Annotated in this window: 20 protein-coding genes and 1 pseudogene; 13 read left to right on the forward strand and 8 right to left on the reverse strand. The window is 67.3% G+C overall.

What is annotated here, in order from left to right:
• Positions 1–4 precede the first annotated feature (4 nt).
• The 5 genes from mnmE to BIX52_RS08670 are packed head-to-tail and all read left to right on the forward strand — an operon-like array spanning position 5 to position 5459.
• The gene (gene mnmE / locus BIX52_RS08650; RefSeq protein WP_075220618.1) at positions 5–1291 is read left to right on the forward strand and encodes a tRNA uridine-5-carboxymethylaminomethyl(34) synthesis GTPase MnmE; all 1287 of its coding nucleotides are present in this window, start codon (positions 5–7) and stop codon (positions 1289–1291) included.
• Between the two features lie 5 nt (positions 1292–1296).
• Positions 1297–3153 (forward strand): tRNA uridine-5-carboxymethylaminomethyl(34) synthesis enzyme MnmG, encoded by a 1857-nt coding sequence (gene mnmG, locus BIX52_RS08655; protein ID WP_075220619.1) that lies wholly within the window; start codon positions 1297–1299, stop codon positions 3151–3153.
• A 40-nt stretch (positions 3154–3193) separates the two neighbouring features.
• Positions 3194–3769, forward strand: coding sequence for a 16S rRNA (guanine(527)-N(7))-methyltransferase RsmG (rsmG, locus tag BIX52_RS08660; RefSeq protein ID WP_075220620.1), 576 nt, complete (start codon positions 3194–3196; stop codon positions 3767–3769).
• Positions 3766–4572 (forward strand): ParA family protein, encoded by an 807-nt coding sequence (locus tag BIX52_RS08665; RefSeq protein ID WP_075220621.1) that lies wholly within the window; start codon positions 3766–3768, stop codon positions 4570–4572. Before rsmG ends, BIX52_RS08665 begins: the two co-directional genes overlap by 4 nt.
• Positions 4572–5459: a ParB/RepB/Spo0J family partition protein gene (locus tag BIX52_RS08670; protein ID WP_075220622.1), complete on the forward strand. Its 888-nt coding sequence runs from the start codon at positions 4572–4574 to the stop codon at positions 5457–5459. The genes BIX52_RS08665 and BIX52_RS08670 overlap by 1 nt, the downstream gene beginning before the upstream one ends.
• A 30-nt stretch (positions 5460–5489) precedes the next feature.
• On the opposite strand, the gene pyrB is transcribed toward BIX52_RS08670, so the two are convergent.
• The 3 genes and pseudogenes from pyrB to BIX52_RS23635 form a co-directional block, all read right to left on the reverse strand.
• Positions 5490–6503 (reverse strand): aspartate carbamoyltransferase, encoded by a 1014-nt coding sequence (gene pyrB / locus BIX52_RS08675; RefSeq protein ID WP_075220623.1) that lies wholly within the window; start codon positions 6501–6503, stop codon positions 5490–5492.
• Between the two features lie 77 nt (positions 6504–6580).
• Complete coding sequence (locus tag BIX52_RS08680) at positions 6581–7495, reverse strand: histone deacetylase family protein (protein ID WP_075220624.1); 915 nt, start codon at positions 7493–7495, stop codon at positions 6581–6583.
• Between the two features lie 165 nt (positions 7496–7660).
• Positions 7661–7834: pseudogene (locus tag BIX52_RS23635) on the reverse strand (DUF1328 domain-containing protein); the annotation flags it as partial.
• A gap of 169 nt (positions 7835–8003) precedes the next feature.
• On the opposite strand from BIX52_RS23635, the gene BIX52_RS08690 reads away from it, so the two are divergent.
• Positions 8004–8273, forward strand: coding sequence for a hypothetical protein (locus tag BIX52_RS08690; protein WP_075220625.1), 270 nt, complete (start codon positions 8004–8006; stop codon positions 8271–8273).
• A 42-nt stretch (positions 8274–8315) separates the two neighbouring features.
• Here BIX52_RS08690 and BIX52_RS08695 read toward each other — a convergent pair whose 3' ends face one another.
• Complete coding sequence (locus BIX52_RS08695) at positions 8316–9932, reverse strand: AMP-binding protein (protein ID WP_075220626.1); 1617 nt, start codon at positions 9930–9932, stop codon at positions 8316–8318.
• A gap of 173 nt (positions 9933–10105) precedes the next feature.
• Here BIX52_RS08695 and BIX52_RS08700 point away from each other — a divergent pair, with 173 nt between their 5' ends.
• Entirely contained in the window at positions 10106–11836 is a 1731-nt protein-coding gene (locus BIX52_RS08700) for a methyl-accepting chemotaxis protein (RefSeq protein WP_075220627.1), read from the forward strand.
• A gap of 52 nt (positions 11837–11888) precedes the next feature.
• Here the strand turns inward: BIX52_RS08700 and BIX52_RS08705 are convergent, their stop codons facing one another.
• The 4 genes from BIX52_RS08705 to BIX52_RS08720 are packed head-to-tail and all read right to left on the reverse strand — an operon-like array spanning position 11889 to position 15530.
• A complete protein-coding gene (locus tag BIX52_RS08705; protein WP_075220628.1) occupies positions 11889–12632 on the reverse strand; it encodes an aspartate/glutamate racemase family protein in 744 nt (247 codons plus the stop codon).
• A 7-nt stretch (positions 12633–12639) separates the two neighbouring features.
• Positions 12640–13941: a TRAP transporter large permease gene (locus BIX52_RS08710; protein ID WP_075220629.1), complete on the reverse strand. Its 1302-nt coding sequence runs from the start codon at positions 13939–13941 to the stop codon at positions 12640–12642.
• Positions 13941–14504, reverse strand: a complete 564-nt coding sequence (locus BIX52_RS08715) for a TRAP transporter small permease (RefSeq protein WP_075220630.1) — start codon at positions 14502–14504, stop codon at positions 13941–13943. Before BIX52_RS08715 ends, BIX52_RS08710 begins: the two co-directional genes overlap by 1 nt.
• 27 nt (positions 14505–14531) lie before the next feature.
• On the reverse strand, positions 14532–15530 hold the full coding sequence (locus BIX52_RS08720) for a TRAP transporter substrate-binding protein (RefSeq protein ID WP_075220631.1): 999 nt from the start codon (positions 15528–15530) through the stop codon (positions 14532–14534).
• 703 nt (positions 15531–16233) lie between these two features.
• Here BIX52_RS08720 and BIX52_RS08725 point away from each other — a divergent pair.
• The 6 genes from BIX52_RS08725 (at position 16234) to BIX52_RS08750 (ending at position 22971) form a co-directional block, all read left to right on the forward strand.
• Positions 16234–17829, forward strand: coding sequence for an ABC transporter substrate-binding protein (locus tag BIX52_RS08725; RefSeq protein ID WP_075220632.1), 1596 nt, complete (start codon positions 16234–16236; stop codon positions 17827–17829).
• 82 nt (positions 17830–17911) lie between these two features.
• The gene (locus BIX52_RS08730; RefSeq protein WP_075220633.1) at positions 17912–18889 is read left to right on the forward strand and encodes an ABC transporter permease; all 978 of its coding nucleotides are present in this window, start codon (positions 17912–17914) and stop codon (positions 18887–18889) included.
• A complete protein-coding gene (locus BIX52_RS08735; protein WP_083660127.1) occupies positions 18889–19764 on the forward strand; it encodes an ABC transporter permease in 876 nt (291 codons plus the stop codon). The genes BIX52_RS08730 and BIX52_RS08735 overlap by 1 nt, the downstream gene beginning before the upstream one ends.
• Positions 19764–21386: an ABC transporter ATP-binding protein gene (locus tag BIX52_RS08740; RefSeq protein ID WP_075220634.1), complete on the forward strand. Its 1623-nt coding sequence runs from the start codon at positions 19764–19766 to the stop codon at positions 21384–21386. The genes BIX52_RS08735 and BIX52_RS08740 overlap by 1 nt, the downstream gene beginning before the upstream one ends.
• Entirely contained in the window at positions 21383–21568 is a 186-nt protein-coding gene (locus BIX52_RS08745) for a hypothetical protein (RefSeq protein ID WP_075220635.1), read from the forward strand. Before BIX52_RS08740 ends, BIX52_RS08745 begins: the two co-directional genes overlap by 4 nt.
• A complete protein-coding gene (locus BIX52_RS08750; RefSeq protein WP_075220636.1) occupies positions 21565–22971 on the forward strand; it encodes an amidase in 1407 nt (468 codons plus the stop codon). The genes BIX52_RS08745 and BIX52_RS08750 overlap by 4 nt, the downstream gene beginning before the upstream one ends.
• Positions 22972–23200: the final 229 nt, after the last annotated feature.

The following is a 23200-nucleotide window of genomic DNA, read 5'->3' on the forward strand; positions in this document are numbered from 1 at the left end:
TCCCATGCAGTTAGACGGAACAATTGTGGCACTGTCGTCCGGTCGGCCACCCAGCGCGATCGCAATTGTGCGTGTGAGCGGTGCTGAAGCCGTGGCGCTGGCCGCATCCTTTGGTGTGACCGGGCTCGCGCCGCGCCGCGCTAGCCTGCGCCGGCTGGTATCGCCGTTGGACGGCGCCCTTCTGGACCGCGCGGTGTGCGTCCACTTTCCCGGCCCCGAGACGTCGACGGGCGAAGACATCGTCGAATTTCATTGCCACGGGAGCCCCGCCATCGTCGAGCGGGTGTTGGCCGATGCGGTGACGTTGAGCGGCGTGCGGATGGCCGAGCCCGGCGAATACACGCTGCGGGCCGTGCTGAACGGGCGGATGGGAATGGCCGATGCGGAGGCGTTGGCCGACCTGATCGAAGCGCGGACGGAAGGGGAGAGGCGGCGGGCGCTGCGACTGTCCGAAGGCGCGCTGTCGATGCGGGTGGCGGAGTGGCGCGCGCGGTTGATCGGCCTCCTCGCCGACGCTGAGTCCCGTCTCGACTTCGCTGACGAGGGCGACGTGCCGGACGACCTGACCGACCTGGCGTGCCGCTGCGACGCCCTGGCACGGGAGATCGCCACCGTGCTCTCCGACAGCTCCGACGCGGACAAGCTGACGGACGGCTTCCACATCGTCCTGACCGGTTCGCCGAACGCGGGCAAGTCCAGCCTCATCAACGCGCTGACAGCGCGTGAGGCGGCCATCGTCACGCCGGAGGCGGGCACCACGCGCGATGTTGTGGCGGTGACGATCGACCTCGGCGGCTACAAGGTGACGCTCGAAGACACCGCCGGGCTTCGCGATGGCGCCACGGGTGTCGAGGCGATCGGCATCGCGCGGACCAGAGAGAGGATCGCGCGGGCCGACCTCGTCATCGCCGTGATCAGCCCTGACACTGCGGCCACCGACGTTCCCGCCGATCTCGTCGTCCACCACAAGGCGGACCTCGGCGGGCCGGCCGGTGCGCTCGCCACCTCGATCACCGATCCTGCCTCCATCGACCTGCTGCGCGATCTTCTGCGCGAGCGCGTTTCGGAGGCGATGCGTCCGGCTGAAGCGGCGCTTGTCACGCGGGCCCGTCAGCGTTCCGCGCTGGGGGCCTGCATCGCACGGCTTTCGGATGCGGCAGGGGAGGGGCAGTTGGAGCTTCAAGCCGAGGCATTGCGCTTGGCGTGTTATGAAATGGCGCGTATGACAGGGGAGATCGGCATCGAGGACGTCTTGGACGACGTGTTCGGCCGCTTCTGCATCGGTAAGTAGGGTCAATGTTTCACGTGAAACACGATGTGGTCGTCGTCGGCGCGGGGCACGCTGGCTGCGAGGCTGCTGCTGCGGCCGCGCGGGCGGGCGCCAAAACCGCGCTGGTGACGCTGAACCAGGATGCCATAGGCCGCCTGTCTTGTAACCCCGCGATGGGTGGGATTGGTAAAGGCCATCTGATCCGTGAGGTGGATGCGCTCGACGGCATCATCGGCCGGATCTCAGACTTGGCTGGAATTCAGTATCGACTTCTTAACCGTAGCCGCGGCCCTGCGGTGCGTGGACCGCGCGCGCAGATCGACCGTGCGGCCTATGCCGCAGCGATGCAGGCCGAGATTGCAGCCACCGATGGGCTGACCGTGGTCGAAGGCGAGGTCGCCGACCTCACCGTAGACGGCGGCGTCGTCACGGGTGTGCGTCTGGCGGATGGGCGCACCCTGACGGCGGCTGCGGTGATCCTGACCACCGGCACCTTCCTTGGCGGCGTGATCCACCTGGGCGAGAAGACGTGGACTGCGGGACGGATGGGGGAGGCGGCCGCGACGGACCTGTCGCACCGCCTGCGCGCCCTCGGGCTACCGATGAAGCGGCTGAAGACGGGAACGCCGCCGCGCCTCGCCGCCTCCAGCATCGACTGGGACGCGCTGCCCGAGCAGCCCGGCGATGCGGATCCGGTGTTCCTCTCCACCATGACGACGGCGCCCGCGCTGGAGCAGCGGCCCTGCCACGTCACCGGCACCAACGTCGAAACGCATGCGGTCATTCGCGTGAACCTCACGCGGTCGGCGATGTATGGCGGCGGGATCACGGGGGTGGGGCCGCGCTATTGCCCCTCCATCGAGGACAAGGTCGTGCGTTTTGCCGACCGGGAGGGGCATCAGGTCTTCCTCGAGCCGGAGGGGCTGACGAGCGATCTCATCTACCCCAACGGGATCTCCACCTCGCTGCCGGAGGACGTGCAGATCGCCATGGTCCGCTCCATGGCCGGGTGTGGCCGCGCCGAAATCGTCCAGCCCGGATACGCCATCGAGTACGACGCGATCGATGCGCGCGCCCTTGCGCCGACGCTGGAGCTACGCGCACTGCCGGGGCTGTTCCTCGCGGGACAGATCAACGGGACCACGGGCTACGAGGAGGCCGCCGCGCAGGGGCTTCTCGCTGGCCTCAACGCGGCGCGGTTGGCGGGTGGCGCGCAGGCCGTCACCATGAGCCGCGACGTCAGTTACATCGGTGTGATGGTGGACGATCTCGTCACCAACGGCGCCGACGAGCCCTACCGCATGTTCACCTCCCGCGCCGAGAACCGCCTGTCCCTCCGCGCGGACAATGCCGGTGAGCGGCTCACCGCTTGGGGTGAGACGCACGGCCTCATCGGTGCCGCGCGCAAGGCGCATCATGCCGCCTCCATGGCGGCGAAGCAGGCGGCGGTGGAGCGGCTGCGTGGCCTTGCCATCACACCGAACGAGGCGGCAGGGGAGGGCGTCGGCATCAACCGCGACGGGCGGCGGCGCGACGGGTTCGAGCTGCTTTCGCATCCCGAGGGCGGCTGGCGCGTGGTGGACAGGTTCTGCCCCGACCTCGAGACCCTGCCGCGCGAGGTGCGCGACAGTCTCGAAGCCGATGCGCTCTACCGCACCTACACGGACCGGCAGATGACGGTGGCAGCCGAAACCCGCGCCGCCGACGCGCTGGCGATACCGCAGGACCTCGCGGAGCAGCCGATCCCGGGCCTCTCCAACGAGCTGCGACAGAAACTCATCGCCCGGCGCCCGGCCACCATCGGCGAGGCGCGGCGCATCTCTGGGATGACCCCGGCGGGGCTCGCGCTCATCGCCGCACACGCAAGGCGCGCCGTTGCCTGAACTAAGTGAGGAAAAGGCACGCGAGGACGTACGTTCGCGCGTGACGCCGGCCGCGTTTGACGCGATTGAAAGGTTTGTCGGCGCTTGTACCCGTTGGGGGCGTGTGTCGAACCTCGTCAGCGCGTCGGACCGGGCAAGGCTGTGGGAGCGGCACGTTCTCGACAGCCTCCAGCTCGTACCGCTCGCGGAAGGCCAAGGGCCGGTGTGGGTCGACCTCGGATCGGGGGGCGGCTTCCCCGGCATCGTCGTCGCGATCGCCCGCGAAGGAACCCGGATGACACTGGTCGAGGCCAACAAGAAAAAGTCCGCCTTCTTGCTCCAGGCCGCCGCGGAGGCTGGGGTGAAGGTCACCGTCGTGCCCAAACGCATCGAGGACGTCGCCCCCTTCGCCGCCGATGTCGTCTCCGCGCGGGCGCTGACGGCGCTGGACGGGCTGATCGACCTTGCGCGGCCCTTCTTCGCCGCCCACACCATCGGCCTCTTCCCCAAGGGGCGGGAGGCGCAGACGGAGCTGGCCGCGGCGAAAGCCGCACACGATTTCACCGCGAGCCTCGTGCCGAGTCTCACGATCGATTCATCCATCGTAAAGGTTACCGATCTGAGGATGGTGACATGACGCTTCCTGCCCGTCCGCGCGTGATCGCGGTCGCCAACCAGAAGGGCGGTGTGGGCAAGACCACCACCGCCATCAACCTCGCCACCGCTCTGGCCGCCACCGGCCAGACGGCGCTTCTCGTCGACCTCGACCCCCAGGGCAACGCATCCACAGGCCTCGGGATCGACCCCGACAAGCGTGACGTGACGACCTACGACGTCCTCACCCGCGTGAGCGCGCTGAAGGACGCCATCCACGATACCGGCATCCCCGGCCTCACCATCGCCCCGGCGACGATGGACCTGCTCTCGATCGACATCGAGCTGTCCACCCAGTCCGACCGCGCGCGCCGGCTGGCGGACGCCATCGCCACCCTGTCGCGCACCGAGCAGTCGCCGGACTACATCGTCATCGACTGCCCGCCCTCGCTCACCATGCTGACGGTGAACGCGCTGACGGCCGCGCACGCCGTGCTGGCGCCGCTGCAGTGCGAGTTCTTCGCCATGGAGGGTCTCTCCCAGCTTCTGCGGACAATCTCGGAGGTGCGCGAGAGCGTGAACCCGCAACTCGCCATCCACGGCATCGTGCTGACGATGGTGGACGGGCGGAACAACTTGTCCAATCAAGTGGAGCAGGACGTGCGCTCGACCATGGGCGATCTCGTCTATACGACGACGATCCCGCGCAATGTCCGCCTGTCCGAAGCGCCGTCCTACGGCAAGCCGGCGCTTCTTTATGACATCAAGTGTGCGGGCAGCCAGGCCTATCTGCGCCTGGTGTCCGAACTGATGGATCGTGAGCAACGTATGATGGGAGCGGCCTGATGGAGCAGGACTCCAAGAAGCGCCTCGGCCGCGGCCTCTCGGCGCTGCTGGGCGACACCAACCTTCCGGCCGCCACGGTGCCGATGGGCGGCAGCGGGGGAGGGCCGGGCGGCCCGAACCGCGTCGCCATCGACCGGCTGGTGAGGAGCGACAAGAATCCGCGCTTCACCTTCTCGGACGAGTCGCTCGACGAACTCGCCGATTCCATCAAGGAGCGCGGCGTGATGCAGCCGCTTCTGGTCCGGCCGCTGGAGGACGGGCGCTACATGATCATCGCCGGTGAGCGGCGGTGGCGCGCGGCCCAGAAGGCCGGGCTGCACGAGGTGCCGGTCGTCGTGCGCGAGGCGACCGAAGGCGAGGCGCTCGAACTCGCGATCATCGAGAACGTTCAGCGTAGCGACCTCAACCCGATCGAAGAGGCGATGGGCTATCAGCGCCTCGTCGACGAGTTCGCGCACCGGCAGGAAGACCTCGCCAAGCTGATCGGCAAGAGCCGCAGCCATGTCGCCAACACGCTGCGGCTCTTGAACCTGCCGCCGTCCATCCGCGCCAGCGTTGCGGATGGGTCGCTGACGGCGGGGCATGCGCGCGCGCTCATCGGCACTGCGAACCCGGACGCCATCGCGGACGAGATCATCCGCAACGGCCTCTCGGTGCGCGCGACCGAGGCGCTGGTGGCACGTCTCAACAAGGAGGCGAACGCGCCGAAGCCCGAGCGCAAGAAGCGGGACGATCCGGACACGCGGGCCCTCGTCAACCGCCTCTCGACGCGGCTGGGGCTGGCGGTCAGCCTCAACCACAAAGAGGACGAGAGCGGCCAATTGACGATCAAATATTCGTCGCTGGAACAGCTCGAGGAAGTCTGCCGGATGCTCGGCGAAAGCTGAGCAGCCGGCCAGACCAGACGCGGAAACGCGTTACAACTCGGGAAGCTGAATCCGGTCGTCGATCCCGAACAGCATCGTCAGCAGCGCGGCACGGACCCACATGCCGTTGCGCTCCTGCCGCCAATATTTGGCGCGCGGGTCGTGGTCGATGGCGGGGTCCAGCTCGTCGCGCCGCGGCAGCGGGTGCATGATCACCGCGTCGCTCTTCAGCGCGCCCAGGTGCTCGGCCTTCAGGTGGTAGTTGGAGTAGTCCTTTGCGCCATCCTCGGGGCCGATGTCGTACTCGTCCTGAATGCGCGTCATGTAGATCGCGTCCGCCTCGGCGATGGCGGTGAGGAAGGCGTCCGTCTCCTCGAAGGCGATGCCGGTGGCGGCGAGATCGGCCCGCAGATCCTCGGCGATGCGGAAGGCAGGCGGCGAGGAGAAGATGATCCGCACGTCCTTGTAGTTCGCCAGAAGCCGGGCCAGCGAGCGCACGGTTCGCCCGCGCCTCAGGTCGCCCACCATGCAGATGGTCTTGCCGTCGATCCCGCCGCGCATCCGCAGGGAGCGGGTGAGGGTGTAGATGTCGAGGAGCGCCTGGGTCGGATGCTCGTCCGGCCCGGAGCCCGCGTTGACGATCGGCACCGGGCGCGGCGTCGCGTCGAGCAGGCGGGCGGTGCGCTCGCACAGGCCGGCGATCGGCGAGCGCATGATGATGAGGTCCACATAGGACGAGAAGGTGCGCAGCGAGTCCTCCACGCTCTCGCCCTTGCGTTCGGACGAGGTGGCGGAGTCGCGGATCTCCGACGCGGTGATGCCGAGGATGTGGCACGCCGAGTGGAAGGACAGGAAGGTGCGCGTCGACGGCTGGGTGAAGTAGAGCATCGCTCGCTTGTGCGACAGCAGCGAGCCGAGATAGGCGAGGCCTTCGCGGCTCTTGTCGAAGCGGCGGACGGTATTCGTCAGTTGGCAGAGATAGTCCAGGAAGGCCCGGTCGAATTGGCTGGATGAAAGGACGTGCCGCAGCGGCTCTTTGGGTGGCTGGGCAAGGCTGAAGTCCATGGCGTCCCCCGGTTCGCTCCCGCCGTCTTTATCCCCTCCCGCGTGGCCGCACTAGGTCTTTTGATCCGATCTTGCCGTCAGCTCATGCGGGCCAGCGCATCGCGGGCGGTCAGGTGCAAGATCGCGTGGCGCCGCGCCAACGCCTCCACGTCGTCCATGTAGCCGCCGCCGAGGACGCCCGCGACGGGGATGCCGCGCCGGGTGAAGGTGTCGATCACGCGCCGGTCGCGCGCGGCGAGCCCCGCGTCGGTGAGGGCGAGGCGGCCGAGGCGGTCGTCGCGGTGAGGGTCCACCCCGGCGTTGTAGAAGACGATGTCGGCGGGCATCGCGGCGGCGGCCTCGAGTGCGCCGTCCAGCGCGGCGAGGTAGGCCTCGTCCTCCATACCGTCCGGCAATGGCACGTCGAGCGTGGAGACCGCCTTGCGCGCCGGGTAGTTCTTCTCGCCATGCAGGGAGACGGTGGCGACGGTGGGGTCGTCGGCGAAGATGAACGCGGTGCCGTCGCCCTGATGAACGTCGCAGTCGAACACCAGCGCGCGGCCGATCGCGCCGTCCGCTTGGAGCACGCGAATGGCGACGGCGACGTCGTTGAACACACAGAAGCCCGCGCCCTGCTCGCGCCGCGCATGGTGGCTGCCGCCGGCCGTGTTGCAGGCGATGCCGTGCTCCAGCGCCAGCCGCGCCGTCAGCGTGGTGCCCGACGAAGCTGTGCGGGCGCGCAGGGCGACGCTGTCGGTCATGGGAAAGCCGATCTCGCGTGCGACCTTGGCGGGCACGTCGGCGGACAGCACCTGATCGACATAGGCGCGGTCGTGGGCAAGCGCGATCCACTCGGCCGGGGCCGGGGCGGGCTGGTGGAAGGGGCCGAAGCCCAGATCGGTCAGCACCCGCGCGATGGCGCCGAACTTCCCCATCGGGAAGCGGTGCCCCGGCGGAAAGACGGCCTGGTAGCGCGGGTTGTGGACGATGGGGAGGGCGGCATCGCTTGGCATGGCAACAACTTAAGCCGCCGCCGCGCAAGCGAAAGGGGGCGCGGCCGCATGGCCACGCCCCCCGACGTCGTTGGCAAGTCGCGCTTACGCCCTGTCGGACGACCGTTCGCGCTTCAGGCGGGCCGCCGGGACGACGGCCAGCGAGGCGGCGGCGACGGGTGCCGCCATGGCACCGACGCCGAGCACCATCAGGATCAGGAAGATCACCGCGATGACGACGAAGATGAAGAAGAGAATGCGCGCGATGCTGGCGGCCCCGGCCGCGACGCCGGAGAAGCCGAAGAAGCCCGCGATGACGGCGATGACGGCGAACACGATCGCCCAGGTCAGAAAGTCCATGATAGCCCCAGATGTCTCGGTCTAATGATATCTGGGTGAACAACGGGCCGACCGGGTGCGCGGTTCCGCGCAGCGTGCACGCGCGAAACCGGGCCTCGCTGATGCGGCGATAATCAAGTAATCTTCGGCTAAATGCGCTGTCCACGCGCCTCGAACCTGGAAGACGACCATGATGAAGACTGTCCTCGCCGCAGGCGCTGCGGTTTTGTTCTCTCTGACCGCTGCGGCGGCTCAGGAGGTGACGCTGGAAGGGCGCCTCGAAGCCGGGCAGGAGTGCGCCCTGATCCACACGACCGACGGCAAGATCTACGGCGTCGAAGGAAACGTGGATTCGACCGACTACGAGGCGAAGGTGCGGGTCACCGGCACCGTAGAGAAGGCCGACTATTGCACGGAGACGAAGGAGAAAATCATCATCTCCACGCTCACCAAGCTCTGATGCGAGGCGGCGCCGCCCGCTCGCGGGAGGCGCCGCACATCGTCAGCCGTTGGCGATTTCCTTCGCGCGCTGGCGCAGGGCGAACTTCTGGATCTTGCCGGTCGACGTCTTCGGCATCGGCTCGAACACCACCGTGCGCGGCGCCTTGTAGTGGGCGATGCGCTCGCGCACCCAGGCGATGAGCTCCTCCTCCGTCACCGTCTGCCCGTCCACCAGCTCGACGAAGGCGCACGGCGTCTCGCCCCACTTCTCGTTCGGCATGGCGACGACGGCGGCCGAGGCGACGGCCGGGTGGGTGTAGAGCGCGTCCTCCACCTCGATCGACGAAATGTTCTCGCCGCCCGAGATGATGATGTCCTTGGCGCGGTCCTTGATCTCGACGTAGCCGTCGGGATGGCGCACGGCGAGATCACCTGAGTGGAACATGCCGCCGGCGAAAGCCTTCTCCGTCGCGTCCTCGTCCTTCAGGTAGCCCTTCATCACGATGTTCCCGTACATCATGATCTCGCCGACAGCCTCGCCGTTGGCGGGGACCTCCTGCATCGTTTCCGGGTCGCGCACCGAGATGCCGTCCTGCAGCGTGTAGTTCACGCCCTGGCGCGCTTTGAGGCGGGCCCGCTCCTCCACCGGCTTGGCATCCCAATCAGGGTCCCAAGCCGAGACGACGCACGGGCCATAGACTTCGGTGAGACCATAGACGTGCGTCACCTCGATGCCGACCTCCTCCATGCGCTGGATGACGACGGCAGGGGGCGGCGCGGCGGCGGTCATCATCTTCACCGGATGGGGCGAGGTGAAGCCGCGCTTGGTGCAGCCCTCCACCACCATCTGCATGATGATCGGCGCGCCGCAGAAATGGGTGACGCCGTGCTTCTCGAACATGTCGACGATGAAGTCGGCGGACACCTGGCGGCAGCAGACGTTGACGCCGGCCTTCATGGCGATGGTGAAGGGGAAGCACCAGCCGTGGCAGTGGAACATCGGCAGGGTCCACAGGTAGACCGGGAAATGCGGCATCGCCCAGTCCAGCGCGTTGGAGATCGCGCCCATGGCGACGCCGCGGTGGGAGTAGACGACGCCCTTCGGCTTGCCCGTGGTGCCCGAGGTGTAGGACAGCGTGAACGAGGCCCACTCGTCGGCGGGCGGCACGTAGGTCATCGGCGTGTCGGCGAAGACCTCGTCGTAAGTGTACTCGAACGGGCCTTCGGTGGGTTTCGCCAGCGGGTCCTCGATCCGCACGATGACCGGCGGGGCGGACATCTCCTCGACCGCCTCGCCCAGACGCGCGGCGAGTTCTGAATCGACCAGCACCATCTTCGCCTCGGAGTGTTCCAGGCAGTAGCGCAGCGTTCCGGCATCGAGCCGGGTGTTCAGCGTCAGGATGACCGCGCCGGCGATCGGCACCGCGAAGCTCGCCTCCACGAAGGCGGGCGTGTTGGGGGCGAGGATCGCGACGACGTCGCCCGGCTTGATGCCCTTGTCGCGCAGGCCGGCGGCGAGGCGGCGGGCGCGCACGTCGGTCTCGGCCCAGGTCTGCACCAGGTCGCCGTGCACGATCGCGGTCTTGTTCGGATAGACGGCCGCCGTCCGCGCGAGGAAGTTGAGAGGCGTGAGAGCGCGGAAATTGGCGTCGCGCTGGTGAAGGCCGCGTTCATCCATCGGGTGTCTCGTCTCCTCTTCGGTCGGTCGCCCGTTTGCGAGATCCATCATCGCCGGGTCGCCGGAACGTCTGCCGTTGTTGCCCTTCGCATGGGGTGGCGCAAGCCTCGCCCCACCATGGTGGTTGACCTTACCCGAACGCCGAAAACTGACCATCAGATCTGGATCAAACGATGTTCCTCAACCGTCTCTCGATCGCGGCGAAGCTCTGGCTGCTGACGGGGATCAGCGTCCTGTCGCTCGCAGGTCTCGCGCTCGCCATCATTCCGCAGGCGCACACCTATGCCATCGAGCTCGAGGCGGACAAAGCGCGGGCGGTGGCTGAGGTGGCGCGCAACATGGCCCTCGAACTCGCCAGAGAGGCGGACGAGGGCATCATGACCGAGGAGCAGGCGAAGACGCAGTTCCGCGCCGCGATCAAGGCGATGTGGTACGACGACCACAAGGAATATCTCTTCGTCTTCGATATGGAGGGCAACACCATCGTCCATCCGGCCAAGCCGGAATTGGACGGCCGCAATCTGTGGGGGCTGACGGACCCGAACGGCAACAAGGTGGTGCAGCGCCTCGCCGAAGCGGCGCGGGCGGGTGGCGGCCGCGCCGACTATTGGTGGGAGCCCGCAGGATCGAAGACGCCGGAATACAAGCTGTCGTTCGCCTACCCGATCGAGCCGTGGGGCTATTTCGTCGGCACCGGCGTCTATACGGTCCGCGTCGATGCCAAGTTCGCACAGTTGAAGTGGATGGCGACCGCGATCACGGGCGTCGCCATGCTGATCGTCGCCATCGCGTGCTGGTTGGTGGCGCGGGACATCTCCCGTCCCGCCTCGGCGATGGCGGCGCTGGTCGAACGTATCGCGCGGAACGAGATCGTCGAAGAGGCGCCTTTCCAGCATCGCGCCGATGCCATCGGGAAGATCGCGCGGGCGGTGAGCGGGCTGCGGGACGGCGTGATCGAGCGGATGGAGCTTCAGAAAGCGCGCGAGCGGGAGGATCACGAGCGTCAGCGCGAACGGGCCGAGGCCATGCGGCGGATGGCCGACCAGCTCGACGCCAAAGTCTCCACGGAAGTCGGCGGTATGGATTCGGAGGTCGGCTCCATGGTGAACCGGGCCGAGACTCTGCGCGAGCTGTCGGAGCGGATGCGCACCATGGCCAACGAGACCTTCTCTGCGTGCGAGGAGGGGCAGACCAGCGTGCAGACCGTGGCGACGGCGGCCGAAGAGCTCAGCTCCAGTGCGCAGGAGATCAGCCGCCAGGTCGAAGGCACCGCGCAGACGACGCGCAAGGCGGTCACCGCGGCGGAGGGTGCGACCAGCTCGGTCAACGCCCTGGTCGAGAAGAGCCGGTCCATCGGCGAGGTGACGCAGCTCATCAACTCCATCGCCGAGCAGACCAACCTGTTGGCGCTGAATGCGACCATCGAGGCGGCGCGCGCCGGGGAGGCGGGCAAGGGCTTCACCATCGTCGCCCAGGAGGTGAAGGGCCTCGCCGAGCAGACCGGCAAGGCGACGGCGGAGATCGAGGCGCAGATCCGCGCGATCCAGGCCGAGACGGACCACAGCGTCGGCGCCATCCGCGGCATCGTCGACATCATCAGCCAGGTGTCGACGAACACGGACGCGATGGCGAGCGCGCTGGATCAGCAGGTGGAGGCGATCCAGGAGATCGCGCGCAGCATCGCCAACGCATCGGAATCCTCGAAGCTGATCGGCAAGAATATGAGCCAGCTGCGGACCAACGCGGAGGAGACGGGCGAGGCGATCGAGGTGCTCTATTCGGCCTCATCGTCGCTGCGCGGGCGGTCGACCGGGGTGCGCGGCGCGGTGGACGGGTTCCTCTCCAGCCTTCGCCACGCCAATGACGACGAGAATGGGCGGGGCCGGGCGGCGGCGGTCCGCTGACGCTACCCGCCCCACGAAGCAGAAAGGCCGGTCTCGGGGACCGGCCTTTGTCTCATCCGCCGATGCGCGCGGCCAGAGCGGCGGGAAGGCCGATCGACGGTTTGCCCGGCGGTCGCGCATAGGCGCCGCGGCGGGGGACGGTCAGGTCCATGCGCACCAGCATTTCGGCGTAGAGGGTGGCGGCGACGACGGGGTCGATCATCGGCACCGACGCGCGGTCGCGCACCTTGGCGGCGAACCCGGCCAGCGGGGCGCCGCCAATGATCACGGCGTCCGCCCTGTCGCGCTCCACCGCGTGCTCGACCAGGTCGACGAGGCGGGTGCCCAGCGTGTCCTGCACCTCGTCGATGCCGCCCTGCATCGGCTCGTCCGGCACGCGCACGCCGGTGAAGCGGCCCGTCAGCCCGGCGCGGGTGACGGTGTCGAGGTACCAGGTGGACATCACCGGCGAGAAGGTGACGATGCCGAAGCGGTCACCCACCGCGCAGGCGGTGAGGATCGACGCCTCGGCGACGCCGACGACCGGAATGTCGAACAGTTCGCGCGCGGCGAGCAGACCGGGATCGCCGAACGCGGCGACGATCACCGCGTCCACCCGGCCTTCGTGGGCGGCGATCATCTCCAGCACGATGGAGGCGGAGATGTCCGCCTCGGCCCGCGAGGAGATGTAGGGGAAGCCGCGGTCCGCCGTGGCGAGGACCAGCTCCGTGCCGGGCGCCAGGACAGGGCGCGCCGCGTCGGCCATGCGCTCGGTGAGGCTGACCGAGGTGTTGGGATTCAGGAAGAGAAGGCGCACGGCTGTCCTAGCGGAGCATCATCTGCGGCAGGAAGGTGACGATCTGCGGGAAGATCGTGATGATGACCAGCCCCAGCATCATCAGGAAGAAGAACGGCATCGCCGCGCGGGTGACCTGCAAGATGTCCCGTCCACTCATGCCTTGGAGCACGAACAGGTTGAACCCCACCGGCGGGGTGATCTGCGCCATCTCGACGACGATCACGCAGAAGATGCCGAACCACAGAAGGTCGATCCCGGCCGCCTGCACCATCGGCAGCACCACCGTGGCGGTGAGAACCAGCATGGACACGCCGTCCAGGAAGCAGCCGAGGAGGATGTAGAAGATGCCGAGCACGAAGAGCAGCATGTAGGGCGACAGCTCGAGGCTGTTGACCCAGGCTGCGAGGTGACGCGGCACGCCGGTGAAGCCCATCGCCATCGACAGGAAGGCGGCGGTGACGAGGATGAAGGCGATCATGCACGAGGTGCGCACGGCGCCGAGCAGCGTCTCCATGAAGGTGGCCGGCGTGAGGCTGCGCGACACGGCGGCGAGCACCAGCGCACCGATGACGCCGATGGTGGCCGCCTCGGTCGGCGTCGCGAACCCGCCATAGATCGAGCCGAGCACCGCCAGGATGAGCAGCATCACCGGAATGAGGAAGCGCGAGCGCCAGAGCTTCTGCTTGAACGAGAGCTTGTCGGTGTCGGCGGGCGTCAGCTCGGGGCGGATGAAGGACCAGATCATCACGTAGGCCATGAACAGGCCGACGATCATGAGGCCCGGAATGATGCCCGCCATGAAGAGCCGCGAAATCGACTGCTGCGAGATGATGCCGTAGACGATGAGCATGATCGACGGCGGAATGAGAAGGCCCAGCGTGCCGGATCCCGCCAGTGTGCCGATGATCATCCGCTCGTCGTAGCCGCGCTTCTTCAGCTCCGGCAGCGAGATGCGGCCGATCGTGGCGCAGGTGACCGCCGACGAGCCCGCCACCGCCGCCATGATGCCGCAGCCGACGATGTTGACGTGGACGAGGCGGCCCGGAAGCCACGAGAGCCAGGCGGACAGGCCCATGAACATGTCCTGGCTGAGCCGCGTGCGGAAGAGGATCTCGCCCATCCAGATGAACAGGGGCAGCGCGGTGAGCGCCCAGTTCCACGAGGAGTCCCAGACGGTGGAGGCGAGCAGCGAGCCGGCCGGGGCGGGGGTGAAGAATTCGAGCGCCACCCAGCCGACGATGCCGAGCGAGACGGCGATCCACACGCCGCCCGCCAGGAGAATGATCATGACCGTGAAGAGAACGGTCGCAAGTGCGCCGGCAGCCATCAGATGGAACGCTCCGCCTGGGCGGGCACGCCGCCGTCGTTGGACATGTCGACCGGGTGGTCGGAGAGGACGCCCTCTTCGGCCTGGTAGCCGGGGGTTTCGCCTTTGAGGACGAGGATCAGCTCGTCGACGAGGGCGAGCACGAGAAGCGCGCCGCCGATCGCCATGCCGGTCTGGGGGATCCAGAAGGGCATCTTCACGAGGCCGGGCGAGATGTCGCCGAAGTCGTAGGATTGGATCGCGAGCTTCACCGAGAAGTAGGTGAAGTAGGCGGCGGCGGCGATGCCCACGGCGCAGCACATCACCTCGACCGCGAGCTTCAATGTCGGCGGCAGCCCGCGGATGGCGAGATTGACGCGCACATGGGTGCCGCTCTTCAGCGTGTAGGCGAGACCGAGGAAGGTGGAGGCGGCCATGCAAAAGCCCGCCGCCTCCGTTCCGTCGATGGTCACGCCGACGAAGCGGCCAATGATCTGGGCGATGATGCTGATGGCGATACCCATCAGAAAAAGCCCGGCGAGGACGCCGCTTGCGAGGTAGACCCCGTCAAGCGCCTTGCGCACTGGTCCGATCCGGCCGCTCGTCATGGTTTATTCGAGGCCCTTCGCCTGGAAGTAGGGGGTCACGGCCGCGAGGGCGTCCTCGGAGGCGGTTTCCTTCCACGCTTTGAGCATCTCACCGCCGACTTCGGTCATCTTGGTGACGATCGACTCGGGCGCGTCGGTGACGGTCATGCCGTTCTCGGCGAGGATGCCCTTCTGCTCTTCGTGGACGGCCTCGGACATTTCCCAGCCGCGCTTCTCGGCGGTTTCGGCGGCGGCGAGAACGGCCTCCTGCACCTCGGCGGGCAGCGCCTCGAAGGCGGCCTTGGAGACGATGACGGCGTTCTTGGAGTAGAGCGCGCCGACGTCCATGTAGTTGCTGGTGTTGTCCCAAGCCTGCACGTCGATGCCGGTCTGGGGCGAGGTGAAGAGCGCTTCGATCAGCCCGGTCGAGAAGGCCTGCGGCACTTCGGCGAACGGCAGGATGGTGGCCTGGAAGCCGAGGCGCTCGGCCATCTCCTGCGTGGAGGTCGAGTAGATGCGGATCTTCACGCCCTCGAAGTCGGCCGGGCTTTCGACCGGGAACTTGGTGTAGAAGCCCTGACCCGGCCACGGGCTGTAGAACAGCACCTTCATGCCGGCTTCGTCGAAGATCTTGTCGAAATAGGGCTTCTGGGCGTCCTTCAGCTCCCACGCCGCCTCGTAGGTGGAGGCGATGAAGGGCACGCCGGCCAGAATATACATCGGGTCTTCGTTGCCGTAGACGCCGAGGCGGATCTCGCCGATCGGGATCTGGCCGGACTGCACGGCGCGCTTGATCGAGTCGAGCTTGATCAGCGAGTCGTTGGGCTGCAGGTCGATCGTGAGTTCACCGCCGGACGCTTCGGCCACCTCGTCGATGAACATGCGGATGTTCTTGGTGTGGAAGTTTTCTTCCGGGTAGCCGGAGGCCATCAGCCACGTCGTCTCCGCGCTGGCGGGGACGGCCACCGTGAGGGCCGCCGCCCCCAAGGCTGCGGCGAACGCGAAGGTTCCGCTCAGTTTCATCGTGCTCTCCTCAAAAATTCGTCGTCGGCCCGAAGGCGGATCGTAGGGCAGAGTGCATTTGGCATGCCACTTTGTCACCGCCTTGGACGCAGCAGAGGCATGGGTGATGCCGCTATGCTGCCACACCAGAGGCTGGCTGCCGAGAAGGAGAGCAGGAATCGGGCCGCGTATTCGTGACCCCGCGAAAAATTCGTCGCACCGCCGAAAAAGCATCGACTGTCGAAGAGACCGCCGCCGATAAGTTTCGGTGCGATTTTCATTTGCAGACCTATGATCTCCGAACCGTGCGGGAGACCTCCGCGGCTTCTCCACCCCTGCGGTGGCGCTCTTGTGGGCCGCGACGGTGGCGCGCGGGCGTCCCCCGGCCGTCACACGCGCGTGCGGAGCGTTCTTCGCGGCGGTGCAAGCGGCGGTGCAGCCCTTGGATTTAGGTGCCGCGTCAGACGCTTAGGGCCGCGCCTATCCCGTAATGGCGGCGCATCCGGCGCCCGGCGCAGCGGGCGTCCGTGACAGATCAGCAGCCGGGATGTTCAATGTTTGAACGAGTTGCCTAGCGAATCTGATAAAATTTGTGCAGGCGCACCCGTTTTAGCCAATGGTGCTGAAAAAGAAAGCGGATAAGAATCGGGTGATCCGGCGCTGATGTCTCACCACCATTGGGCGGCATCGCGATGGCATTCGATTTATAGACAATGGGGAGCCTATGTCGTCTTTGAAGACTATGCTGGCCGCTGCCGGCATTGCCGCCAGCTTGGTGGCGCTGCCAGCCTCCGCCCAGGAGAGTGGCGGCACCTTGGTGATGGTGACGCAGCCCGAGCCGCCGAACCTCGCACCCTATATTTCGACCTCGGGCCCGATCGGCCAGGTGGCCAGCAAGGTCTACGAAGGGCTCGTCAACATCGGCCCGGATTTCGAGATCCTGCCGAGCCTCGCCAAGTCGTGGGAGATCTCCGACGACGGCCTCACCTACACCTTCTCCCTCCAGGAAGGTGTGACGTGGCACGACGGTGAGCCCTTCACCTCCGCCGACGTCCAGTTCGGCATCATGGACGTTCTGCGCGAAGTCCACCCGCGCGGCGGGTCGCTGCTCCAGGTCATCGAGTCGGTCGACACCCCCGACGATCTGACCGCAGTGCTCAACCTGTCCGAGCCCGCGCCCTACCTCCTCGTCGCCCTCAACGGCTACGAGAGCCCGATCGTCGCCAAGCACATCTTCGACGGCACGGACATCCGCGGCAACGAGACGGCCAACGCGCCGATCGGCACCGGCCCCTTCAAGTTCGTCGAATGGCAGAAGGGCCAATATGTCCGCATGGACAAGAACGAGGACTATTGGCAGGACGGCAAGCCGTACCTCGACCGCGTCGTCGTTCGCTTCATCGCCGATGCGGCCACCCGCACCGCGGCCATGGAGTCCGAGGAAGTGCTGCTCGGCGGCTTCGGGGCGATCCCGAACATCGACGTGCCGGCGCTGGAGGAGCTTCCCTATCTGGAGGCGACAACCGAGGGCTACGGCTACTTCGCGCCGATGATGCAGCTCCAGTTCAACACCTCGAAGGCGCCTTACGACAACGAGAAGGTGCGCCAGGCCATCGCCTATGCGGTGGACCGTGACTTCGTCGTCGAGAACATCTGGTTCGGCTTCGGCAAAGTTGCCACCGGCCCGATCTCCTCGCTGTTCGAGCCGACCGGCCTCTACACCACCGACGGCGTGATCGACTACACGGTCGACGACCGCATCGAGAAGGCCAACGCCCTGCTCGACGAGGCGGGCTATCCGCGCGGCGACAACGGCATCCGCTTCTCGATGGTCCACGACATGACGCCCTACGGCGAAGAGTGGCGCCGTTTCGGTGAATACGTGAAGCAGGCGCTGGGCGAAGTCGGCATCGCGGTCGACCTGCGCTACGAGGACGTCGCCACCTGGCTGAAGCGCGTCTACACCGACTACGACTACGAGATGTCGTCCAACTGGCTGTTCGGCCTGCCCGATCCGGTGATCGGCGTGCATCGCCAGTTCCACTCCGACCAGATCCGCCAGGGCACCGTGTTCGTGAACGGTATGCTGTGGTCGACCCCGGAGATGGATGCGCTGATGGACAAGGCGAAGACCGAGAACGACCCGGCCGCCCGCGCCGAACTCTACAAGGAGTTCCAGCAGGTCGTGACCGAGGCCGCCCCGGTGATCTTCATGCACGAAATGGAGTTCGTCACCGTCTACAATACGAAGTTGCATGACGTGGTGACGGGTCCGCTCGGCATCTACAACAACTTCGCCGACATGTGGATGGAACAGTAAGAACTCGGCCCGGCCGCTCCCACGCGGAGCGGCCGGTTCTCCGACGCCTCTTTCGCGCGTTTACCAATCATTCGGAGGGCTGATGCCCAACGCCCGACTGCGTTATGTCGCCAGGCGGATCGTCCAAGCGATCCCCATCCTGCTGGCGATTGTCGTCCTGAACTTCTGCCTGCTGAAGCTGGCCCCCGGCGATGCCGTCGATGTGCTGGCCGGCGAAGCAGGCTCCGCCACGCCCGAATACATGGCCGAGCTCCGTGCCAAATTCGGCCTCGACCAGCCGCTCCCCGTGCAGCTCGTGCGCTATGTGGGCCAGATCGCCACGGGCGATTTCGGCTATTCCTTCCGCCACGAAATGCCGGTCTGGGATCTCATCGTCGACCGCCTCGGCCCGACCGCCATCTTGATGGTCACCACCATCGTTCTCGCCGTCGGTGTCGGTGTGCTGCTGGGCCTGCTCGCGGCGGTGAACCTCAACACCTGGAAGGATTCCGTCATCTCGATCCTGGCGCTTGTGTCCTATGCGACGCCGCTCTTCTGGGTCGGGCTGATGCTCATCGTCGTCTTCTCCATCAATCTCGGATGGTTCCCGACATCCGGCATGGAGAACGTCGCCGCCTTTTATGAAGGGTGGGACCGCGTGTGGGACATCGCCCACCATCTCGTGCTGCCGGCGATCACCCTCTCCCTCTTCTACCTCGCCCTCTACACGCGCCTGATGCGTGCCTCCATGCTGGAGCAGGCGGGGATGGACTATGTGACCACCGCCCGCGCCAAGGGCGTGAAAGAGGGCCGCATTACCTTCAAGCACATCCTGCGCAACGCCCTCCTGCCGGTGCTGACGATGGCCGGCGTGCAGGTGTCGGCGATGATCGGCGGGTCGGTGATCGTGGAGACCGTGTTCGGCTGGCCGGGCCTCGGTCAGCTCGCCTTCGAGTCCCTCTTCGCGCGCGACCTCAACCTCTTGCTGGGCATCTTCTTCCTGTCTGCCGTTCTCGTTCTGGTGGTGAACCTTTTGGTCGACATCCTCTACACGTTCCTCGATCCCAGGATTGAGCTGTGATGACGGACGCCGCCGCAGCCACCGTCCCCGCACCGCCCAAACGCTTCATGTTCTGGCGGCGCTTCGCCCGGAACCGCTCGGCCCTCGTCGGCCTGGCCTTCCTCTTCCTCGTCATCCTGCTCGCCGCCATCGCTCCGGTGATCTATCCGGCGGACCCGTTCGCCCTGGTCGGCCGGCCGATGCTGCCGCCCTTGTCCGGTGACTTCCTCTTCGGCACCGACACCTTGGGGCGCGACGTCGCCGCCGGCATCGCCCACGGGGCGCGTACCTCGCTCTTCATCGGCGTGGTGGCGACGCTGGTCGCGGTCGCCTTCGGCACCCTGATGGGCGGTCTCGCCGGCTATTATGGCGGCTGGATCGACGATCTTCTGATGCGCGTGACGGAGGTCTTCCAGACCATCCCGTCCTTCATCTTCGCCATCCTTCTGGTGGCGATCATGACGCCGTCGATGGAAAGCGTCGTCATCGCCATCGCGGTGGTGTCGTGGCCGCCGCTCGCCCGGCTGGTGCGCGCCGAGTTCATCTCGCTGAGGAACCGCGAGTTCGTGCAGGCGCAGGTGCTGATGGGGATGCCCGACTGGAAGGTCATCCTCATTCAGATCCTGCCCAACGCGATCTCGCCGATCATCGTCGCCGGCTCGCTCCTCATCGCCACCGCGATCCTGACCGAGAGCGCGCTCGCCTTCCTCGGTCTCGGCGATCCCAACATCATGTCCTGGGGCTTTCAGGTCGGTGCGGGGCGCACGGTGCTGAGGCGCGCGTGGTGGATCTGCACCTATCCGGGTGTTGCGATCCTCCTCACGGTGCTCGCCATCAACCTCGTGGGCGAAGGCCTCAACGATGCGCTCAATCCGCGCCTGAGGGAGCGTTCGTGATGGAAAATCCTGTGCTTGACGTGCGCGGTCTGTCGATCGCGCTGCCCAAGGGCGCCGACCGTACGTTCGCCGTGGAGGGGCTGGATCTCCAGGTCTTCCCCGGCAAGATCACCTGTGTCGTCGGCGAATCCGGGTCCGGCAAGTCGCTGACCGCGCGGGCCGCCATGGGCCTCCTCCCGCCCAAGGTGGCGCCGACGTCCGGTCAGATCATGTTCGAGGGCCGGGACCTGTTGACGCTGAAGCCGGATGAGATGCGGCAGATGCGCGGCCAGAAGATCTCGATGATCTTCCAGGAGCCGATGACGGCGCTGAACCCGCTCATGACGGTCGGCAAGCAGATCGACGAGATCCTGACCGTCCACACCAGCCTCGGCGGCAAGGCGCGGCGGGAGAAGATCCTGGCGCTGTTCGACGAGGTGAAGCTGCCGAACCCGAAGCGCATCGCGGCGGCCTATCCGCACGAACTCTCCGGCGGGCAGCGCCAGCGCGCGATGATCGCCATGGCGCTGATCCTGGACCCGAAGATCCTGGTGGCGGACGAGCCCACCACCGCGCTCGACGTGACCACTCAGGCGCAGATCCTGAAGCTGATTGCCGAGCTGCAGGAGAAGCATAAGACCGGCGTCCTCTTCATCACCCACGATTTCGGCGTGGTGGCGGAGATCGCCGACCAGATCGCGGTGATGCAGTATGGCAAGCTGGTCGAGGTCGGGACGGCGGACCAGATCCTGAACGCGCCCAAGGCGGAGTATACCAAGGCGCTGATCGGCGCGGTACCGAGCCTGACGCCGCGCGCGGCCCGCAGCGGCTTCGGCCGGCGGATGCTGACGGTGGACGGTCTCAACAAGTACTATAAGTCCGGCGGCGGCCTCTTCGGTAAGCCCACCGCCTTCCACGCGGCGAAGGACGTGTCCTTCACGCTCGACCGGGGCGAGACGCTCGGCGTGGTGGGCGAATCGGGGTCCGGCAAGACCACCGTGGCGCGCTGCCTCGTTCGGCTGCTGCAGCCGGAGGAAGGCAAGATCGACCTCGACGGCATCGACCTCGCCGGCATGACGAAGCGCGAGCTGAAGCCCTACCGCAACCGGGTGCAGATGGTGTTTCAGGACCCCTATGCGTCGCTGAACCCGCGCCGCAAGGTGGCGGACATCCTGGTGGAGGGGCCGATCAACCTCGGCAAGCCCGCCAAGGAGGCGCATGCGCGGGCGCGCGAGCTTCTCTCGCTGGTCGGCCTCGACCCCAAGGTGGCGGAACGTTACCCGCACGAGTTCTCCGGCGGGCAACGTCAGCGCATCGGCCTCGCCCGTGCGCTGGCGCTGGAGCCGGAGGTTCTCGTGGCCGACGAGCCGGTGTCCGCGCTCGACGTGTCGGTCCAGGCGCAGGTGCTGAAGCTGATGGACGAGATCCGCGAGAAGTTCGGCCTGTCGGTGGTGTTCATCACCCACGACCTCCGCGTCGCGGCGCAGGTGTGTGACAAGATCATCGTCATGCAGCGCGGCGTCGTGGTGGAGGCGGGCAAGACGGCGGACGTGTTCGCCGCGCCCAGCCACGACTATACGCGCGAGCTGTTCGCCTCCATTCCGGGGCGCGAATGGTCGAGCGCGCCGGAGGTGACCGCATGAGTGCTCCCGACTGGCGGGCCATTTTGACGGCGCAGGGGATCGACCCCGCCGTCATCGACCAGGCCGAGGCGACCGCGGCGGGGATGGCGGAACTCGCCGCCTCCATGCCGCACGACCCGACGACTCCCGTCGTGACGGCTGACCTCGTCACCCTCCTGATGCAACGGCGAGACGACACGTGAGCGAGACCATCGGCGCCTCCCTGGAGGCCATTCTGGACGCCGTCGCGACGCGCAGTGTGTCTGCCGCCGAGCTGGTGGAGACCCACCTTGCGGCACTGGCGCGGATCTCGGCGCTGAACGCGGTGGCGCGGCTGGAGCCCGGTTTCGCACGCGAAACGGCGGCGGCGCTGGACGCGCGCATCGCCGCCGGTGAGCCGGTGGGCATGCTGGCGGGTGCGCCGCTCGCCCACAAGGACCTCTACGACCGTGCGGGCTGGCTCTCCGAGGCCGGCTCGAAGATCGCCAAGGGCCGCATCGCTCCGGCGACGGCGCACACCGTCGCCAAGCTCGACGCGGCGGATGCGCTGGACCTCGGCCGCCTCAACACGGTGGAGTTCGCGCTGGGGGCGGAGGGCCGCAACATCCACACCGGCCCGCCGCGCAATCCGTGGAACCCGGGGTATGCGACCGGCGGCTCGTCCAGCGGCTCCGGTGTGGCGGTGGCGACAGGTGCGGTGCCCGCGGCGCTGGGGTCCGATACGGGCGGCTCCATCCGTCTGCCGGCGGCCGCGTGCGGTCTCGTGGGGCTGAAGGCGACGGCGGGGCGTATCGGCCGCTCCGGCGTGTTCCCGCTGTCGGGCACGCTCGACACGGCGGGCGCGCTGTGCCGCACGGTGCGCGACTCGGCGCTGATGCTGTCGGCGCTGGCGGGTCCGGACCCGGCCGACCCGCAGTCGGTCGACATGCCCTACCCCGACCCGCTCCGCGGCATCGAGGACGGCTACGCGGGGCTGAAATTCGGCATCGCGCGGCCCTATTTCTTCGACCCGGTGACGGCGCCCGTGGGCGATGCCTTGGAGGCGACCTTCGCGGCGATGGCGGCGGACGGTGCGTCACTCGCCGAGGTGGCGATCCCCGGCATCGAGCTCGCCAACCGTCTCAACATGATCATCATCGGCTCGGAGGCGGCCGGCCAGCACCGCGACTGGCTGCGGGAGCGTGCGGCGGACTACGGCCCCGAGACCTTCCAGCGGCTGACGGCGGGTCTCCTGGTGCCGGCTAACGCCTATCTGAAGGCGCTGACGCACCGGCGCGCGCTGCTGACGGCGGCGCTGGACGGCCCCTTCGCCGAGGTGGATGTGATCATGACGCCGGCGTGGCCGATGGAGGTTCCCGAGATCGTGCCGGACGGCGATCCCAACTTCGCGGCCAAGACGCTGGACACGGGCCACAGCTCGCGTCCGTTCAACTATCTCGGCCTGCCGGCGATCGTGGTTCCTGTGGGTCTCGACACGCACGGCGTCCCTGTCGCGGTGCAGCTCGTCGGCCGCCCCTACGCCGAGCGCACGTTGCTGCGCGCCGCCCGCGCCGTGGAGCGCACGCTGGCCTTCAACGAAAGCCACAGCCCGCCGCACACGGCCTGACCGCGTTCGGGTCCCGCGAAAGCCTCACGCATCGCGGGCCCCCTCTGCCTGATCGCTGGAGCCGCCGTCACGCAAATTCTGGGGCCGGGCCGTGGTGCGCCGTCAAGGAGCCGGAGGCCGGCTTTAGCCGCTTGTCCTTGACGGTGTGCCGCGGCTCGGCCACGGGATGCAGCGTGATGGCGGCTCCAGTGATCAGGCGGCGCCCCTGATCGCTAGAACTGCGCTGTTG

It is taken from the genome of Acuticoccus yangtzensis, assembly GCF_001927245.1.
Lineage (GTDB): Bacteria > Pseudomonadota > Alphaproteobacteria > Rhizobiales > Amorphaceae > Acuticoccus > Acuticoccus yangtzensis.

Bases quoted from the DNA above. Each gene is read 5' to 3' on its own strand.
- BIX52_RS08745 (WP_075220635.1), top strand. From the start codon at position 21,383: ATGAGTGCTCCCGACTGGCGGGCCATTTTGACGGCGCAGGGGATCGAC.
- BIX52_RS08690 (WP_075220625.1), top strand. From the start codon at position 8,004: ATGATGAAGACTGTCCTCGCCGCAGGCGCTGCGGTTTTGTTCTCTCTG.
- BIX52_RS08695 (WP_075220626.1), bottom strand. From the start codon at position 9,932: ATGGATGAACGCGGCCTTCACCAGCGCGACGCCAATTTCCGCGCTCTC.
- BIX52_RS08710 (WP_075220629.1), bottom strand. From the start codon at position 13,941: ATGGCTGCCGGCGCACTTGCGACCGTTCTCTTCACGGTCATGATCATT.
- BIX52_RS08700 (WP_075220627.1), top strand. From the start codon at position 10,106: ATGTTCCTCAACCGTCTCTCGATCGCGGCGAAGCTCTGGCTGCTGACG.
- pyrB (WP_075220623.1), bottom strand. From the start codon at position 6,503: ATGGACTTCAGCCTTGCCCAGCCACCCAAAGAGCCGCTGCGGCACGTC.
- BIX52_RS08735 (WP_083660127.1), top strand. From the start codon at position 18,889: ATGACGGACGCCGCCGCAGCCACCGTCCCCGCACCGCCCAAACGCTTC.
- BIX52_RS08665 (WP_075220621.1), top strand. From the start codon at position 3,766: ATGACGCTTCCTGCCCGTCCGCGCGTGATCGCGGTCGCCAACCAGAAG.
- mnmE (WP_075220618.1), top strand. From the start codon at position 5: ATGCAGTTAGACGGAACAATTGTGGCACTGTCGTCCGGTCGGCCACCC.
- BIX52_RS08730 (WP_075220633.1), top strand. From the start codon at position 17,912: ATGCCCAACGCCCGACTGCGTTATGTCGCCAGGCGGATCGTCCAAGCG.
- BIX52_RS08725 (WP_075220632.1), top strand. From the start codon at position 16,234: ATGTCGTCTTTGAAGACTATGCTGGCCGCTGCCGGCATTGCCGCCAGC.
- BIX52_RS08680 (WP_075220624.1), bottom strand. From the start codon at position 7,495: ATGCCAAGCGATGCCGCCCTCCCCATCGTCCACAACCCGCGCTACCAG.
- BIX52_RS08670 (WP_075220622.1), top strand. From the start codon at position 4,572: ATGGAGCAGGACTCCAAGAAGCGCCTCGGCCGCGGCCTCTCGGCGCTG.
- BIX52_RS08740 (WP_075220634.1), top strand. From the start codon at position 19,764: ATGGAAAATCCTGTGCTTGACGTGCGCGGTCTGTCGATCGCGCTGCCC.
- mnmG (WP_075220619.1), top strand. From the start codon at position 1,297: ATGTTTCACGTGAAACACGATGTGGTCGTCGTCGGCGCGGGGCACGCT.
- BIX52_RS08720 (WP_075220631.1), bottom strand. From the start codon at position 15,530: ATGAAACTGAGCGGAACCTTCGCGTTCGCCGCAGCCTTGGGGGCGGCG.